This window comes from Priestia sp. YIM B13489, assembly GCF_042787645.1.
GTDB lineage: Bacteria > Bacillota > Bacilli > Bacillales > Bacillaceae_H > Priestia > Priestia megaterium.
The window spans coordinates 2,551,237-2,568,104 of record NZ_JBHZOQ010000053.1 but is presented as its reverse complement, the minus strand read 5'-3'; the positions used below and the strand labels follow the sequence as shown (position 1 = coordinate 2,568,104).

The 16,868-nt window shown below is 37.2% G+C and carries 12 protein-coding genes; 2 read left to right on the top strand and 10 right to left on the bottom strand.

The genetic code is table 11. From position 1 onward, the window contains the following. Positions 1 to 47: 47 nt before the first annotated feature. Positions 48 to 1,391: a 2-hydroxycarboxylate transporter family protein gene (locus tag ACFX4W_RS18860; RefSeq protein WP_013082898.1), complete on the bottom strand. Its 1,344-nt coding sequence runs from the start codon at positions 1,389 to 1,391 to the stop codon at positions 48 to 50. Between the two features lie 143 nt (positions 1,392 to 1,534). Further along, positions 1,535 to 3,244 carry an NAD-dependent malic enzyme gene (locus ACFX4W_RS18855; RefSeq protein WP_043982083.1) on the bottom strand — a complete coding sequence of 570 codons (1,710 nt, stop codon included), beginning with the start codon at positions 3,242 to 3,244 and terminating at the stop codon, positions 1,535 to 1,537. A 494-nt stretch (positions 3,245 to 3,738) separates the two neighbouring features. Between ACFX4W_RS18855 and ACFX4W_RS18850 the strand changes: the two genes are divergently transcribed. Continuing rightward, positions 3,739 to 4,143 carry a hypothetical protein gene (locus tag ACFX4W_RS18850; RefSeq protein WP_013056760.1) on the top strand — a complete coding sequence of 135 codons (405 nt, stop codon included), beginning with the start codon at positions 3,739 to 3,741 and terminating at the stop codon, positions 4,141 to 4,143. Positions 4,144 to 4,170: 27 nt separating this feature from the next. Here ACFX4W_RS18850 and ACFX4W_RS18845 read toward each other — a convergent pair whose 3' ends face one another. From ACFX4W_RS18845 to ACFX4W_RS18815, 7 genes are all read right to left on the bottom strand, one after another. Then, on the bottom strand, positions 4,171 to 5,661 hold the full coding sequence (locus ACFX4W_RS18845; RefSeq protein ID WP_016763874.1) for a peptide MFS transporter: 1,491 nt from the start codon (positions 5,659 to 5,661) through the stop codon (positions 4,171 to 4,173). Between the two features lie 528 nt (positions 5,662 to 6,189). Beyond that, on the bottom strand, positions 6,190 to 7,554 hold the full coding sequence (locus ACFX4W_RS18840; RefSeq protein WP_043982081.1) for an allantoinase: 1,365 nt from the start codon (positions 7,552 to 7,554) through the stop codon (positions 6,190 to 6,192). A gap of 522 nt (positions 7,555 to 8,076) precedes the next feature. Continuing rightward, complete coding sequence (locus ACFX4W_RS18835) at positions 8,077 to 9,504, bottom strand: sensor histidine kinase (RefSeq protein ID WP_043982080.1); 1,428 nt, start codon at positions 9,502 to 9,504, stop codon at positions 8,077 to 8,079. Continuing rightward, on the bottom strand, positions 9,494 to 10,168 hold the full coding sequence (locus ACFX4W_RS18830) for a response regulator transcription factor (RefSeq protein WP_013056756.1): 675 nt from the start codon (positions 10,166 to 10,168) through the stop codon (positions 9,494 to 9,496). The genes ACFX4W_RS18835 and ACFX4W_RS18830 overlap by 11 nt, the downstream gene beginning before the upstream one ends. A gap of 364 nt (positions 10,169 to 10,532) precedes the next feature. Next, a complete protein-coding gene (locus ACFX4W_RS18825) occupies positions 10,533 to 11,408 on the bottom strand; it encodes a peptidylprolyl isomerase (RefSeq protein ID WP_043982079.1) in 876 nt (291 codons plus the stop codon). Positions 11,409 to 11,433: 25 nt separating this feature from the next. Next, a complete protein-coding gene (locus ACFX4W_RS18820; RefSeq protein WP_043982078.1) occupies positions 11,434 to 12,435 on the bottom strand; it encodes an acyltransferase family protein in 1,002 nt (333 codons plus the stop codon). Positions 12,436 to 12,731: 296 nt separating this feature from the next. Continuing rightward, on the bottom strand, positions 12,732 to 14,144 hold the full coding sequence (locus ACFX4W_RS18815) for an amino acid permease (protein WP_025752074.1): 1,413 nt from the start codon (positions 14,142 to 14,144) through the stop codon (positions 12,732 to 12,734). Positions 14,145 to 14,506: 362 nt separating this feature from the next. Between ACFX4W_RS18815 and ACFX4W_RS18810 the strand changes: the two genes are divergently transcribed. Then, on the top strand, positions 14,507 to 15,160 hold the full coding sequence (locus tag ACFX4W_RS18810) for a GntR family transcriptional regulator (RefSeq protein WP_034275912.1): 654 nt from the start codon (positions 14,507 to 14,509) through the stop codon (positions 15,158 to 15,160). A 179-nt stretch (positions 15,161 to 15,339) separates the two neighbouring features. On the opposite strand, the gene nhaC is transcribed toward ACFX4W_RS18810, so the two are convergent. Next, positions 15,340 to 16,746 (bottom strand): Na+/H+ antiporter NhaC, encoded by a 1,407-nt coding sequence (gene nhaC, locus ACFX4W_RS18805; RefSeq protein ID WP_043982077.1) that lies wholly within the window; start codon positions 16,744 to 16,746, stop codon positions 15,340 to 15,342. Positions 16,747 to 16,868 lie beyond the last annotated feature (122 nt).

Sequence of the window (16,868 nt, the reverse complement as noted above, 5' to 3'; positions counted from 1 at the left end):
GACAAAAAAGCAGCTCATACGAACCGAGCTGCTTTTTTGTTTTGATTTTATACTCCTAAAAGTTTCATAAGAAGCGTAGCTAAAATAACAGTGGAAGCGCCTCCAAGTCTTGTTGCTACTTGAGCAAATGGCATAAGTGACATACGGTTGGAAGCTGATAAAATCGCTACGTCTCCCGTACCTCCTAAACCACTGTGACAACCTGTTACAATTGCAGCATCCACTGGATGCATTTTCATCATTTTACCTACAAAATAACCCGTTGCTACCATAGCAATAACAACTGCTGCACATACGACCACATAACCTGGTGTAACAATTTTCACTACATCTTCAAGAGGAATATACAAAATCCCTAGCCCCACCATTAACGGCCATGTTAAGCTCGTAGAAATGAATTTGTACATATGGTAAGCACCTTGCTCCATCTTAGCAGGCATTACTTGTAAACATTTGACTAGCGTTGCCGCTACGATCATTAAAACTGGACCTGGAATTCCTAAAAACTTATGTGCTAAGCCCCCGAAAATAAAGAAACTACATGCAATTAAAAGACCTGCGCCCATTAACGAAAAATCTACTGGTTTCTTGATATTTGTATCTTCTGAGATGCCATCTCCGCCTTTTGTCTTCACAAGAACTCCATTACCTGTTAATTCTGGCTTTTTCTCTCCTAGACGCTTCATTAAGCCAGCACATACGATAGCAACGATGTTTCCGATAACAGCAGCTGGAATCATTTGCGACACAAAAGATTCTGCTGAACTACCTAAAATTTGAGAATAAGCAAGTGAAAGTGGTAAAATACCTTCACCAATCCCTCCTCCAATAATTGGTACAACAATATAGAAAAATGTATGTTTTGCTCCGTAACCAAATAACATCCCAACAGCTACGCCTGCAGCTACAGCGGCTAACGTACCTAATACAAGCGGTACGAACATACGTGTAAAGCCTTGAATTAAAACTTTACGGTTCATACCAAGAATACTTCCGGCTACTAAACAAGAAATATAAAGGTATAAAAAGTTTGATGTTTTCATCAAAGTTGTTACCGCTTCCATAGATGCGGGATTTAAAACATTATAAAAAACTAATACGGAAGGTACAAGCAGTGATAAAATAGCTGGTCCGCCAATATCTTTTAAAATCGGAATTTTTAATCCTAAATCACCAAGCAGCATTCCCATTACCATAATAATCGCAAATCCGCCAATCATATCTGGAGGAAGCTCGTTGTAAACGGCCGCGCCATATACAATTAATGCAAGTAAAACGTATAGCGGCAGAGGAATAACTCCTACTTTAATATTGTTGATTCGGTTCCAAAAACCCTTATTTTCAGGCTGTGAATCTTGAGTAAACGTTTCCAATTTACGTGCTGTATTCATCTCATAACCCCCTGTGGTTCTAATATAGAGAATCATACACAAATTCCAAAAAACTATATACGTTATGTAACTTAAGAATTCTTTTTGTAACTAAAAAAAGCACAGCTTCTTTTTTCAGAAGCTGTGCTTTTTCTATCTAAAAATTAAGCATTTACTGTTTCTAAAGCTTTAATTTCTTTGTATGTTGGTTCCCACATTGCTGCTTTTACTGCCGCTTTAACATCTGTTGGAACTTCTTTTGCAACGCCATCTTTAATTGCTGCGTTAGCAACCGCTAAAGCAACGTTATAGGATACTTCACGTAATTCTTCTACGCGTGGTAGTAATGAAGCACCCGGCTTGCTGCTGTCTACCATTTGAGCTACAGCGTGTGCACATGCTGCAAACATGCTGTCTGTAATAACTTCTGCTTTTACCACGATTGATCCAAGACCAAGACCAGGGAAAACAAAAGCATTATTAGATTGACCAATTTCATATTCCACACCATCGTAGTTAACTGGTTCAAACGGACTTCCAGTCGCTACAAGCGCTTTTCCTTCTGTCCAATTTAATAGGTTTTCAGGAGTAGCTTCCGCAAGCGGAGTTGGATTTGACATTGGTAAAATAGCTGGGCGTTCTACATGCTTCGCCATTTCTTTTACGATTTCTTCTGAGAACGCGCCTGCTACACCAGACGTACCAATTAAGATTGTTGGCTTCACTTGTCTGACAACTTCTAGAAGAGAAATTTTGTCTTCTTCACGGTTCCAGTCCTTCACTTCTTCTGCTTTTCGTGCATAAGGCGTTTGGAAACCTAATAAGTCGTCCATGTCATCTGTTAAAAGGCCTCGGAAATCAACTGCCCAGAAGTTTTTGTATGCTTCTTCTTCTGTAATACCGTCTAATACCATTGCGTCACGAACTTGATCTGCAATACCGATACCTGCTGTACCCGGTCCAAAGATTAAAACGCGGTGGTCACGAAGTGGCATTTTAGACACTTGAACTGCTGAGAAAATAGCGGCAAGCGTTACAGCACCTGTTCCTTGGATATCATCATTAAACGTTAGAATTTCTTTTCCGTACTTGTTAATAATGTTACGAGCATTTACATTACCGAAATCTTCCCAGTGTAACAGTGCATTAGGGAATATTTCAAGAGATTTTGAAATGAATTGATCTACGAAATGATCATAGCGCTCACCGCGGATACGTTCATGACGGTTTCCGATATATAAAGGATCATTTAATAATTTTTCGTTGTTTGTTCCTACATCAAGAACAACTGGAAGTACTCTGCTTGGATCGATTCCTGCTGCAGCTGTGTATACGGCTAATTTACCGATAGCAATATTAATACCGCCAACGCCCCAGTCACCAATTCCTAAAATACTTTCTGAATCTGTAATAACCATTAAATCAATGTCTTTACTATTTGCATCGATATTTTTAAGAGCTTCTTCAATGCCTTCTACATTATCGATTGACAAGTATACGCCACCCGGACGGCGATATTCGTGGCTGTATTCTTGGATTGCTTGTCCAACTGTTGGTGTATAAACAACTGGAAGCATTTCTTTTAAGTGATCTTGCAATAAACGATAGAATAATACAGCATTACGGTTCTGTAAATCGTTTAAATACACATTCTTACCAAGATTATCTGCCTGAGCTAAAAATTGCTCATATGCACGTTTTGCCTGCTCATCTAAAGTTAAAGTCATTGGAGGAAGTAAACCTTCTAATCCTAACGTTTTACGCTCTTCTTTTGTAAAAGCTACTCCTTTGTTTAGCATTGGAGCTCCTAAAATTTCTTTCCCACGTAAAGTCGTTTCAATTGTTTCATTATCTGCAAAAAATACGTTGCGCATACGACTATCTTCCTTTCTGTAGACTTGTATGACAAGCATACAAGTTGGTTAGATTTAAGTAAATACCTTATATGAATATTACTCATATTATTCAAATGTCCGTTAACTTTTTATGAATAGCTTGCTAATTCATTTGACAATAGTATATTTTATGCCTATCTATTTCTGCTGTCAACTATTTTAGTAGAGCAATTTTTTAGTTATAAAGCGGTAGAAATTTCTGAATTTAATATCTTTTATCAATTTTCTTTTTATATAGGTACTAAGAACCCTCTTTATTCTATTCATCTCTTCTTAAAAGTCAAAATAATCCTTTAATATGGAAAAAATGTTTAATTATAAAAAATTTATTTTGAAATAATTTTAGTTTACCTATAAAGAATATTTTTTATTTTTTTGTCTATGCTGATTAATGAATTACTATGAATATTTCTTCCTTTCTATCTATACATATTAACTACATAGTTCTTTTTTATAATAATGGAGGTTATTGTATGTTAAAACCAGATACGGCTATTATTTTTGGATTTCTTATCGAAGAAGCGGCCAGTCGATTAGACGATCAAGAGATTAAAGAAATTGCGGCTAAAGAGCTAGAAAATGGAGAATTGGTGTTTGAAGAAGCGAGTTATTTTTATAAACGCTTTTTTATCCCTGCTTCCTCTGAATTAAGACAAGCTCTTCGCCGAGAGGTCTTATCGCTTCATTTAACATTAAATCAAATCAAAAATGCTCATGGCAACGGATCTATGTCTAAAATTGCTCATATGCATCAAATTATTGCAGAAACTGAAAAATCAACAAACGAACTTAACAGACTTTTAAATCTTGCGTTCTATGAGGGTGAGGACGATCAGACCTACGCCTCCTTCATGAATATTTTTTCAAATAAATCATAAAAAAACCGTCCTTAAGGACGGTTTTTCTTATTGAACACCTTTCATTAAACGCTGAATTTTTGGCGAAATCATTAGCACAATTACACCTAAAATGACCGACACTCCGCCCAATGCAGCAAAATAAACAACTTGCGAAATGTTTTCATAGTATTGAACAAGCTGAGCATTGATTGCCTGCGCCGCTGCGCTTGTTAGGAACCATAAACTCATCGTCTGAGCAGAAAACGCTGCAGGTGCTAGTTTTGTTGTAGTTGATAGCCCTACTGGTGATAAACAAAGCTCTCCAACTACAACTAAGAAGAAGCTTAGCACTAGCCATAGCGGGCTCGCTAACGTTTCATTTCCATGAATGCTAGCCGGGATAACCATGACAAGGAAAGAAAGCCCTGCAAATAAAAGTCCTAACGAAAACTTCTTTGGTGTAGAAGGCTGTCTGTTTCCTAATTTTACCCAAACCGCTGCAAAAACTGGCGCAAATATAATAATGAATAGCGGATTTAACGATTGGAACCAGCCAACTGGAATTTTAAAACCACCATACGTTAGCTGCGTATGATCTTTTGCATATGTTGCTAAAATTGTTGATCCCTGCTCTTGAATCGCCCAGAACATTACTCCAGAGATAAAAAGAGGAATGTACGCTAATACGCGTGAACGCTCATCAGCTGTTGTCTTGGGGCTCTTATACATAACAACAAAGTAAATAATAGGAATAACAATCGCTAAAATACTTACAAATAAAATAACGCCTTCAACAGTTAAAATGCCCGCTAAAGAAGTCAGTACAATAAAGATTGCCAGTACAACTACAGCAAGTGCAATGGTACCAAAAACTTTTTTACGTTCTTCTGGTTTTAAAGGGTTTGGAACTTGTCTGCCTGCACGACCTAGGTTTTTGCCTCGTGTAGCCATAAATACGATTAGACCTAAAAGCATTCCTACTGCCGCGATTCCAAAACCTAAGTGGTAGTTATACTTTTCACCTACTGTTGAAACAACTAGCGGCGCGATAAATGCTCCAGCATTTACACCCATATAGAAGATACTAAATCCAGCATCTCGACGGTTATCAGTAGGGCTATACATATCGCCCACAACGCTTGAAACGTTTGGTTTTAATAAACCTGTTCCGATAATAATTAAGAACATTGAAATAAACAGCGCGGTTACACCTGCTGGCAACGCAAGCACTAGATGGCCGAGCATAATAAATATACCACCGTAAAACACCGTATTAGACGTACCTAAAATGCGGTCTGCAATCCAACCGCCAATAATTCCAGACATATAAACAAGGGAACCATAAATAGAAAAGATCGCTAAAGCGGTTCCTTGTTCCATTCCTAATCCACCGTTTGCAATTGTATCGTACATGTACAATACAAGTAGCGCACGCATTCCATAGTATGAAAAACGCTCCCAGAATTCTGTAAAGAACAAGGTAAATAACCCTTTAGGATGTCCGAAGAATCCTTTTTGAGGAACTGTTTCATACACTTTTTCTCTCTCTACCGACATATTCCTTAACCTCTCTTTCAACCGTAAACCACCATAGACAAAACTGTCAAAAAATTATGATGATATAAAAAAATAGAAACAAGAAAATTTTATTCTTATAAAATGATTCTGTCAATATCAGAATTTTACAATGAGTGCATAAAATACGGTTTTCCATTATAAAATTGTACCTATAAAAAGCTTTAAATCAAGATTTCTTTTCTTGAAATACCTTTTCGAAAATTTTTTTATACAAAACCCTTGATTACAAAGCATCTGATTATCTACTTTTCATACAACCAGATAATATTTTTCTTTTTGGGAATTTTTTCTCTATATTAAAAAAGAAACTTTATTATTTTTTCATTATGCTTCCCTCAATCGAAAATATACTTTTTCAGAATAATAAAAACCTCTTTAAAAATATCTGTTTTGTTATAGTAGATACTCATTTTCCCCCTATGTATTACCTTTAATATAAGCCATCCTTATTTTTTTATGTAAAAAAAGAGATAAAAGGTTTATTTTTTATCTCTTTTTTCACTGTACCTACAATTTTACGTATTCACCGTTTACCATTTGTCCTTTGTGAAGAGGAAACACACCTTCTTCTTTATTGTATACAATCGTTCCTCTATTAATGGTAGTTAAAATAACGCTATTAAATACCGTTCCTTCATATATACTGTGCTTATGTTTGAAAACCATTCCTTCTTTTGTCACTTTTTCAGTTTGATCCAGATCAACGATAACCAAATCCGCATCGGATCCCAGCAAGATGCTTCCTTTTTTAGGGTATAAACCGAATCGTTTAGCTGGATTCGTTGATACAAGCTTTGAAATGTGAGGAAGAGAAATCCCTCTAGTGATGGCTCCCTCACTAATCATTGCTTGCAAAGAGTACTGACCGCCTGATATTCCGCCCCAAACTTTAAATAAATCATTCTGATGAGCTGTTTTTAACTCAATCGGACAAGGAGAATGATCCGAAGAAATCATATCTACTTCCTCTGATTGAATACAAGCCCATAATTTTTCTTTTTGACTCCTGCTGCGAAGAGGAGGTGCACACTTAGCCGTTACGCCAATTTCTTCAAAGTCTTCCTCTGTAAAAAGTAAATAATGCGGACAAGTTTCAAGCGTAACGTTCATTCCATTCTTCTTTGCTTCCGTAATAAGCTGCACTGCTTCAGAGCTGCTAATGTGTACAAAGTGAAGCGGACATCCCGTTTCTTCACCGTACTCAAGCGCTTGCTTTACTGCGTTTACTTCTGCTACAACCGGTCGCGTTTCTAAATAATCTTTAATAGCAGTTTGCTTTTGCTTCTGTTTAGCCTGTTCAAGCTTTTGTATTAAGTCATTTCTTTCAGCATGCAGGGCAAGCACTTTATTTAGTTTTGCAATCTCTTTCATTCCTTCATATAATGTGAGGTCATCTGAGAAATCAAATTCAGAACCGGCTTCTGACATAAATGCTTTAAAACCTATTACACCCGAATGAGCCATTTTGGCTAATTCTCCTTTATTACCAGGAACCAACCCTCCCCATAGACCATAATCTACTACTGACTTTTGATCAGCCAGCTTTTTCTTTTCCCACAGCGCTGCTTCTGTTACGGTAGGAGGAACGCCGTTTAAAGGCATATCAAAATATGTAGTGCAGCCTCCTGCGGCCATAGATGCTGAACCGTAGTCAAACCCTTCCCAATGGTCTCGGCTCGGTTCATCAAAATGCACGTGAATATCAATCATTCCAGGCAGAACATATTTGCCTTTAGCATCTACGTATTTTTTTGCTGGTATGCTAACATCTTGCGCTATTTCTGCAATCTTTCCTTTTTTAATCCCTATATCCGCTTTTACTATTTCGTCTTCTAATACGACCGAACCATCCCGAATAATTAAATCGTACATGTTATCAAACTCCCCTTTATTTAACTACTCCATTTTCTTATTAAACGAAGCAGTCTGCTATTGTTCTATCATGCATTGTTTCCTTCAAAAAGTCTTTCTCCTTGTAAAGAAACCTGACACATAGACTGGTTATTACGCTAGTAAATATAACTGAATCATCTGATTTTTACACTCGCTATTTTGTCTAAACTTTTCTTTTTTATTTGGTCACTTTCACTAACTAAAAAGAGATTGAGACATAAATAAATGAATGGACGAACAAATTGGATAAAGGGACAAGTATAGATCGCTTGTGACACTGCTGTTGATTTCCGTGCAAGCCTTTCGTTTCTGCGGGCTCTCACCTCCTATTTCGCTTTTCCCGCAGGAGTCTTCGCCTTGCCTACCAATCAACAGCTAGAAGCAACTATATACATGAAATCTACGTTCACCCTAAACATAAAAAAACCGAACAAGTTTGATTCCTCATCAAGAATCAAACTCGTTCGGATCTTCCTTCAACTAATTTTGTCACAGCCTCTTTTAACTCTTTTTCACTTTTTGTGACATTGGCAACCTTACTGTAAATGTACTTCCTTTTTCTTGTTCACTTTCTACGTCAATTTTCCCTTTGTGTGTTTCTACGATCCATTTAGCGATTGCTAAGCCTAGCCCATGACCTCCCATTTGACGAGATCGCGATTTGTCAGCACGATAAAAGCGGTCAAAGATTCGATCCTTTTCATCTGGATGAATCCCAACGCCCGTATCACGTACTTTTAATATACATTCACTTCCATGCTGAACTACTTGAATGTTGACATTTCCATGAGGAGTCGTATATTTAATCGCATTATCTAACAAAATGTAAATCAGCTGAGTTAGACGCTCTTGATCTCCAGTTACCACTAATTTTTCCGGTGTATCCAGCTGCAAATCAATATGTTTAGAAACCGCTAGAGTTTCAACGGATTCCATTACCTTTTGCACCGCATCTGTAATATCAAAGGGCATCATCGCTTTTTCTACTTTATTAGAGTCTGAACGTGCAAGCGTAAGCAAATCACTGACGAGACTCGTCATGCGCTTCACTTCAGCTTTCATATTATTGATTAATTTTTTAGAAAAAGGATCTTCTGTTACTTCCTCCTGCATTTCTAAAGCATTGATAGAAGAAAGCATAACGCTAAGCGGCGTTCTTAACTCATGGGATGCATCCGCCACAAACTCTTTTTGCTTTTGAAAAGCTGTTTCGATTGGGACCATGGCCCGTTTTGACATTAAGCGGCTGATATAAATGGCTACTCCTACAAACAGTACGGTAAGGCTCAGCATAATAATAAGGAGCCACTTTAACAGCTGATAAAGAAATGAAACGTCTTTTCCAATATAAAGCATCCCTAAAAATTGACCTTTATAAAAAATAGGTTCACCCGCCATCATCAAATCAATATCTATTTTGCCTTCCCCGTTTTGCCCTTTTACTCCTTCAATATGTTCGAAACTAGGGCGCGGGGCTTTTATTCGTTCTTTCCTCACTTCATTTTCAATAGGGATCCAGCCATCAATTAAATTTAATAAGTTAGAGCGAAGCCGCTCGCTCGCTTCGTTTCCCATAATAAGGTCCCCTTCAGGACTGATTACGTAATAAAAAAATTGATCTTCACCGGCTACGACAATGTTTTTGTACTCTTCTTTTGACTGTTGATTCGAGCTGTTTATCGCTTGTTTAATTAAGATGCTTTGGACAATTCGGGACTCTTGCTTTAGCATGCTATTTAAGTTTTGCTGCTGACTGTTGGATACAACCACATATACCAATGCATAAACAATAAACACGAATAATAGCAAAAACAGCATTAGTAATGCGCTATATCGGAATGTTAAACGATTTTGCGTCTGGCTGAATAAATCTTGCTTTACTTTTTGTTTTACTTTCTGTTTAGCTCTTGTAAGGAGTTTAGCTTTCAATTTTGTAGCCTACTCCGCGAATGCTTTGAATAAGATCCTGTTTGTTAAATTTCTCTAGTTTTTTCCGCAAAAGTTTAACCGTCGCATCAATCGTTTTAATGGAAACATCTGATTCATATCCCCATACCCGGTCTAAAATAATATCTCGAGAAAGAACTTGTCCTTTGTTTTTCACTAAAAAATCTAGGAGTTGAAATTCACGAGGACTTAATTGAATAAACTCCTCGTCAAACTGTACGGTTTGACTTGCTCTTTTTAATATCATGCTGGCAATCTCTACTTCTTCTTCTAAAATCGGTGCATAATTACGACGAGACAAAGCACGAAGCCTTGCAAGCAGCTCGTCAATTTCAAATGGCTTAATAACGTAATCATCCGCTCCCGCATCTAAACCTTGTATACGATCTTGAACCGCATCTTTTGCTGTTAACATAAGAATAGCTCCGGCGTATCCTTCTTTTCTTAGACGTTTACATACATCGATTCCGTCTCCATTGGGCATCATCCAGTCAAGAATTAACACATCATAATGCGCTTCAGATGCATAATCATATGCATCATTCCCTTCCGTCACCCATTCGACGTTATAGCCTCCTTTTTTCTTTAGCATATAACTAACTAATTCACCTAGCTGCAAATCATCTTCTGCTAGCAGTACATTCATTCCGCGTAACTCCTTCCTTCGATACATGTCGCTGCATCCTTTTGTTTACTTTATTATACAAAAAGAATCAGCAGAAACAAGCTGCCTCTACTGATCTCTTTTCATTTTAAATTCCCTTAGCTATACTCAGCACGGGCGCAAACCGCTGTCCAGCAGTTTGCGTCTTTTGTACTCTTTATGAATGCCTAACGATTTGATTTGAATATGAAGGATTTGATCCATTAACAGTTTCTGTGACCTTTACAACACGCCGGCATATCTCAGCTCGTACACCTCTGTGCTTCAATTGCTCGACGATTTTTTCTAACTTACTATAAGACGCTGTTTGTTTCATATCCATCCCCTCATTTCGTTAAGGTATTATTTATGAATCAAGTTTGTTTGTAATATCATACTTTTTCTTTAGCTTTTGTAACCATGTTGGATACTCTGTTTGGTATTTTTGATCAAGCAGCGTTTGCTTGATTTTTGCTTTGCTATTTTCATATGTTGCTTTTTGCGCTTCTTTTTTGCCTGTTACTTTAATAATGTGATAACCGTATTCTGTTTTAACAGGATCACTTACTTCATTTACCTTCATTGAAAATGCTTTGTTGGCAAAAGCTTCGACCATATCACCTTTTTTGAAGTATCCAAGGTTTCCGCCATCTGATTTAGAAGCTGTATCTGTTGAATATTCTTTTGCTAGCTTCGCAAAATCTTCTCCTTTATCAAGCTTTGCCTTTACTTCTTTCGCTGTCTTTTCGTCTGCTACTAAGATGTGGCTAGCTTTCACCTGTGCTTCTGTAGCTAGTGAATCTTTATTTTGATCAAAGTACGATTTCATTTCACTATCTTTAATATTAATAGTCGACTCGACCATTTTTTTCGCCTCAATATTCGTCTTTAAATCTTTTTTCAGCTCTGACAATTTTACACCGCTAGATGCTAATGCTTGATTTAATGCATCTTCTCCCCCGTACTGACTTTTAAGCTTTTCTAATTCAGCATTAATTTCTTTATCGGTTACTTTAATATTTTGTTTAGCTGCTTCTTTTGAAATGACTTTTTGTTCAATCAGTGAGTCAAGGACACTTGATCCTCCTTGAGCAAGAAGAGCATCGTACAGCTGATCTTTTGTGATTTTTTCATCACCAACGGTAGCAACCACCTTTGATTTATTCATTGCTACGGCACCGATAGCTACTGCAGCAATAACCACAACGGCTGCAATAATCATAATTATTTTGTTTTTAGACATCGTTAAACTCCTTTTCCATTTCTCATTACTTACCTAAACTTAAACTTTTGCGCGTTGGTAACGGTTTAAGCTCAATTAAAGGTCTTGCAATAGTAGATACGTATTTACTCGACAACAACCACGCCACTCCACAAGCTCCAATTAGAAGAATACTGTATCCTTGTACACTTTCTATCCAGTCTCCAAAAGAAGATAGGCGTATATATTTAATCAGAAACCCATGTAGCACATATACATAAAAGGTTTGAGCACCTCGAGATGTAAAGGACATTGTTTGTGTAGGGATCAAAGCTAGAAAGGAAATCGTCATTGCTAAGCTGATGCTATAAAATAGCATACGAATGGTCATTCCCTCTAATTGATTTACACCTAAAGAGGCATAAGATTTTGAACCAAATAACCACTCTTTCTCAAAGTCCGGTGCTATATACTGGATCCATAGAGCAATAATCAGCAAAGTGCCTCCAGCTACTTTTTTGCAAGAAACCGACGTCAACTTTTTAAAATGTTCTTTTTTCATATAAAATCCTGCTAAGAAGAAGGGAAAGAACACAAAGGTTCTAGAAAGGCTTAACGTTGTTTCCAGCGGTTCGTATAAGCCAATCATAATCCCTAAAACTGCCGCAACGGCTAAAGGATATTTGATTTTTGTAAAAATGAACAACATGGCGTTCCAACAAAATAAACTCAATAAAAACCATAGCGACCAAGCTGGCTGAAACACTGAAACTTTGAATGTGGATTCATCATACAGTTTATAGTCGTATACCGCATAGATAAGTTGAAAAATAATATAAGGAAGTAATACTTTCTTCGCCATCTTCCACATATATCCTTTTTTTCGATATCCCTTTGCAAAATAGCCGCTTATTAAAATGAACGCTGGCATATGAAAGGTGTAAATAAATATGTAGAGCGTCCGTAGCCACTGTTCATCATTAATGAAGGGAGTTAACAAATGGCCAAATACTACTAATACAATTAAGATAAATTTTACGTTATCAAAATACGCATCCCGCTTAGCCATTTGATCTCCTCCTTTCTTTCGCCTTCTACGAATTTGTACGACGTGCTGCTGCGAATATCTTTTCTTTACATTCCTTACTATACATAGTGAAAATGAAAAAACAGTGAAAACCTTGCTTAGTTCTATTTTTAAATAAGGCGCGGCTAAATAAGTTTGACAAACGGCGCCTCTTTCTCTACTATATAGATACGCACCCTATCCAATTCAATTTCGCTTGTTGCGGGACACTTAACCAGTACGGATGGATAGGGTGTTTTTGTATGCAAAAAAAGCAGAAGACCTAGGTCTTCTGCTTTTTATTTTGCTATAGGCTGACTTTCGTTTTTTCTGTTTCCTTTTTTATTTTTCAAATAATAAAACAAGTAACAAAAAAGGACAAAGGGGATACCGCAGTATAATGCGATACGCTGACTCTCATCAAAAGCCAGTCCTACACAAGCAGCAAAGCATAAAACAAACGCTAAAATAGGTACAATAGGATATAAAGGAGCTTTGTAAACAAGCTTCGATACATCATTCCCTTCTTTAATATAGCGTCTTCTGAACATAAAGTGAGAAGCCGCAATAGCCATCCATACAGCTACAACCGCAAATCCAGAAATAGAAACTAATACTAAGTAAACAGTTGTTGGTGCAACTACGCTTGACAGCAAGGACAGACATGCCACTCCCATGCTGATAAGCAACGAATTAAATGGAACTCCTTTAGACGTTACTTTTCCTAACCAAGTGCTGACCATTTTTTGATCAGATAATGACCATAGCATTCTCGAACATGCATATAATCCTGCATTAGCGTTTGATAATAAAGCTGTTAAAATAACCAAGTTCATGATATCTGCTGCGTAAGGAATACCTATTTGATCGAATACCGTTACAAAAGGACTTTCTAACACTCCTGCTTGTTTCCATGAAATCAATCCAGATAGTACAAACATGGCGCCAATAAAAAAGAAGAACGTACGCCAAATGATATTTTTAATTGCGCGAGGTATGTTCTTTTCCGGATCCTCTGTTTCCCCAGCCGTAATACCAATTAATTCTGTTCCCGAAAAAGCAAAGCTAACAGAAACCATCGTAATTAATACAGGCATAAGTCCATTTGGAAATAAACCGCCCTCTCCTGTAAAGTGAGAAAGCATCGGCGCTTTTTCATGACCGCTAAGGGGAATGAATCCAAACATCGCTGCTGCGCCTAAAATAATAAATACAATAATGGTTAATACTTTAATACTTGAAAACCAAAATTCTGTTTCACCGAAAAAACGTACAGATGTTGCATTTAAACCAAATAATAAAAGGGCAAACAGCGCGCTCCATATCCAAACCGAAACGTCAGGAAACCATCTTTGCATAAGCAATCCAGACGCTGTAAACTCCGAACCGACAGACACCACCCAAGTCAGCCAGTAAAGCCAGCCAACCGCAAAACCAGTTCCCGGCCCGATAAACTTCGTAGCGTATACTTGAAATGATCCTGACACAGGCATTGCTACGCTTAGTTCTCCTAGACATATCATGACTAAATACATAATTAATCCACCGATTAAATAAGCAAGGAGTGTTCCCCCAGGACCTGCTGCATTAATTGTGTAGCCTGAATTAAGAAACAGCCCCGTACCGATAACACCGCCAAGAGAAATCATAAATAAATGACGGCTTTTCATTTTTCTTTGTAACTGATTCATAGATGTTGTATTCTCTCCCATTATGTACCTCCTTTTTATAGTAAACCCATCTAAAAACTTGGTTTATTTACATATTCTCTATAGTCTCTTCTCTGAAAAAGTAGGCTCTATTTCTTCGATATGTACAAATTTTGTATATTGTATACAATATACACTTCTTAAATCTTTTTTCGATTATATCATTTTTCAGATTTTTTACAACAATCAATAGTAAAAAATATTTCAATAATTCTATTTTTTATATTCTAACTAAGATTAGACGAAGTGATATGATATGATTATTTTTACACATGTACGTTCTTTCACGCTATTTTTATACTCTCTCATCACCATGACATGATGAGAAAGAACGGCTGATGCGATATTTATTTTAGGGGGAAACAATGAACAAGGGGCCTATGATTTATCATTCATTAAAAGATCATGTATATAACTACATAGCAAGTCAAATTCAAGACGGTACACTGCTGCCTAACGACAAAATAAATGAAGCCAGCATTTGTTCTCAGCTGAATGTCAGCCGAACGCCTGTGAGAGAAGCGCTTATTAAACTGGCATCAGACAACCTATTAGAATACAGACCGCGCAGAGGATTTACCGTAAAGGAAATTGATACACCAAAAAAACTAGAAGTATTTGAAATCGTCGGTGCTTTAGATGGTCTTGCAGCTTCCCTGTCGATTGATCACTTAACGGAAGACGATTTTACGAAGATGGATGAGCTTATTAAAAAAATTGATGTTTCGATTGAATTAGAAAATTATCAGGATTATCAAAAATACCAAACGTATTTTCATCGAGTATATTTGAACCGATGCGGTAATGTGACCTTAAAAGAACAGCTTATATCTTTACAAGACGGATTCATCAGACAAACGTACTTTAGCGATGACAATAAAGAGCTATACGCCATTTTACATGTGATGAATGAACATCACCGCCATATTCTAAAACTTCTGAAGCAGAAAAAAAAGGCGGATGTTCAGCTTTACCTTCAAAATGTCCACTGGAAAATCGAATATCCAGAAATGATTTGATCAAAAAGAGGTTAAGGCATAACTAAATCAATCCAGTCAACAGCTAGAAGCAACAAAATACATGAAACCTACGTTTATCATACCAATAAAAAAATCCGAACGAAGTTGATTCTCCATCAAGAATCTTAATTCATCGTTCGGATCTTCTTTTAACTAACATACTGTTGTCGCAGCCTCTTTTATTTTGCTATAGCAGAACGCTGTTTTTCCTCTTTTACGTACCAAATGAATTTCCCAGTATATCCGTAAATAATCGCCAAAATAATAGAGACAAAGCTGAGCCACATAAACGGCAGATAAGCGAATGTAGAAATCCCAAGCGTTGTAGCTAAAAATACACCGTTGTCCGTCCACGGAACCATCCCTGAAGTTAAGGTTCCCCCTACTTCTGAGTTACGGGCAAGCACTAGACGCTGTATTCTTAACTTGTCATAACTTTTCTCCATAATTTTCGGTGTTAAAATTAATGAAACATACATTGCACAACCAAATATATTCCCTAATAATCCAACGAAAATAGTAGAAGCCGTAACGTTTCCTGAATTGACAAGAATTTTTTCGAATTTAGATAGCAGGACTTCTAAGACACCGAGCTCATCTAATAACCCGCCAAATCCTAGTCCAAAAATAATGACAATAATGGAACCGACCATGCTTAAAATTCCGCCACGATTTAACAGCTCACTTAAAAATGTGTTGTCGGTATTAATTTTAAATCCTTCATAAGCCGTATTAAATGCGCTCGCCACATCCATATGTTGAAAGACAACTGCCCATATAATTCCTAATAACGAGCCAATCGCAATTGATGGAAGAGAAGGTTTCTTTAATGCTAAAAGGACAATAACAGCCAAAGCCGGAATCAGCATCCACCCGCTGATATGGAATGTATCCAACAGCGAAGATTTTAATCCGTCTACCCGTCCGGCATCAAAATCTTTTCCTCCATACATAAATCCTGTTACCGTAAATAATACTGCCGTAATGACGTAAGCAGGAATATCCAACACTAACATTGCTTTTACATGATCAATAACGTTCACTCGAGCCATTGACGCAGATAAAATGGTACTGTCAGAAAGAGGAGAAAGCTTGTCTCCAAAATAAGCTCCTGAAATCACAGCTCCAGCTACTAAAGGAAGCGGCATGCCTAAGCCTTGTCCGATTCCCATCATCGCGATTCCGGCTGTACCAACCGTTCCCCAAGATGTTCCTGTTGAAATCGAGGTAATAGAGCAAATGATAAGTGTAGCAAGTAAAAAGAATGTTGGATTAATAAACTCTAGTCCAAAATAAATAAGAGAAGGAACAACTCCTCCGGCAATCCATGTTCCAATTAACGTACCGACGGCTAATAAAATTAAAATAGCTTCTAAGCCGTTTGATATTCCTCTTGTAATGGCTCCTTGCAGCTGATTATACGTATACCCAAGTCGTACTCCTAGCGCCATAACAATAAACCATGAAATAAATAAAGCGAGCTGAATAGGTAAATCCAAAACAGTTGCAAATGAAATAACAACTGCTAAAAATAAAGCAAGCACAATCATTATTTCCCACATAGATGGTAAACGGGTTGTGTTCAAACTAGCTCCTCCTAAACTGGTATGTAGATTCTGGAATGTGGTATCGTTTAAGAGCAAAACGTCCTTATTTTTTAATTGTTCCTCTTACTGCTCCAACATATGTATTTCTATGAGTACTTAAA

Bases quoted from the DNA above. Each gene is read 5' to 3' on its own strand.
- ACFX4W_RS18810 (WP_034275912.1), top strand. From the start codon at position 14,507: ATGAACAAGGGGCCTATGATTTATCATTCATTAAAAGATCATGTATAT.
- ACFX4W_RS18860 (WP_013082898.1), bottom strand. From the start codon at position 1,391: ATGAATACAGCACGTAAATTGGAAACGTTTACTCAAGATTCACAGCCT.
- ACFX4W_RS18850 (WP_013056760.1), top strand. From the start codon at position 3,739: ATGTTAAAACCAGATACGGCTATTATTTTTGGATTTCTTATCGAAGAA.
- ACFX4W_RS18820 (WP_043982078.1), bottom strand. From the start codon at position 12,435: ATGGCTAAGCGGGATGCGTATTTTGATAACGTAAAATTTATCTTAATT.
- ACFX4W_RS18825 (WP_043982079.1), bottom strand. From the start codon at position 11,408: ATGTCTAAAAACAAAATAATTATGATTATTGCAGCCGTTGTGGTTATT.
- ACFX4W_RS18845 (WP_016763874.1), bottom strand. From the start codon at position 5,661: ATGTCGGTAGAGAGAGAAAAAGTGTATGAAACAGTTCCTCAAAAAGGA.
- ACFX4W_RS18830 (WP_013056756.1), bottom strand. From the start codon at position 10,168: ATGAATGTACTGCTAGCAGAAGATGATTTGCAGCTAGGTGAATTAGTT.
- ACFX4W_RS18840 (WP_043982081.1), bottom strand. From the start codon at position 7,554: ATGTACGATTTAATTATTCGGGATGGTTCGGTCGTATTAGAAGACGAA.
- ACFX4W_RS18815 (WP_025752074.1), bottom strand. From the start codon at position 14,144: ATGGGAGAGAATACAACATCTATGAATCAGTTACAAAGAAAAATGAAA.
- ACFX4W_RS18855 (WP_043982083.1), bottom strand. From the start codon at position 3,244: ATGCGCAACGTATTTTTTGCAGATAATGAAACAATTGAAACGACTTTA.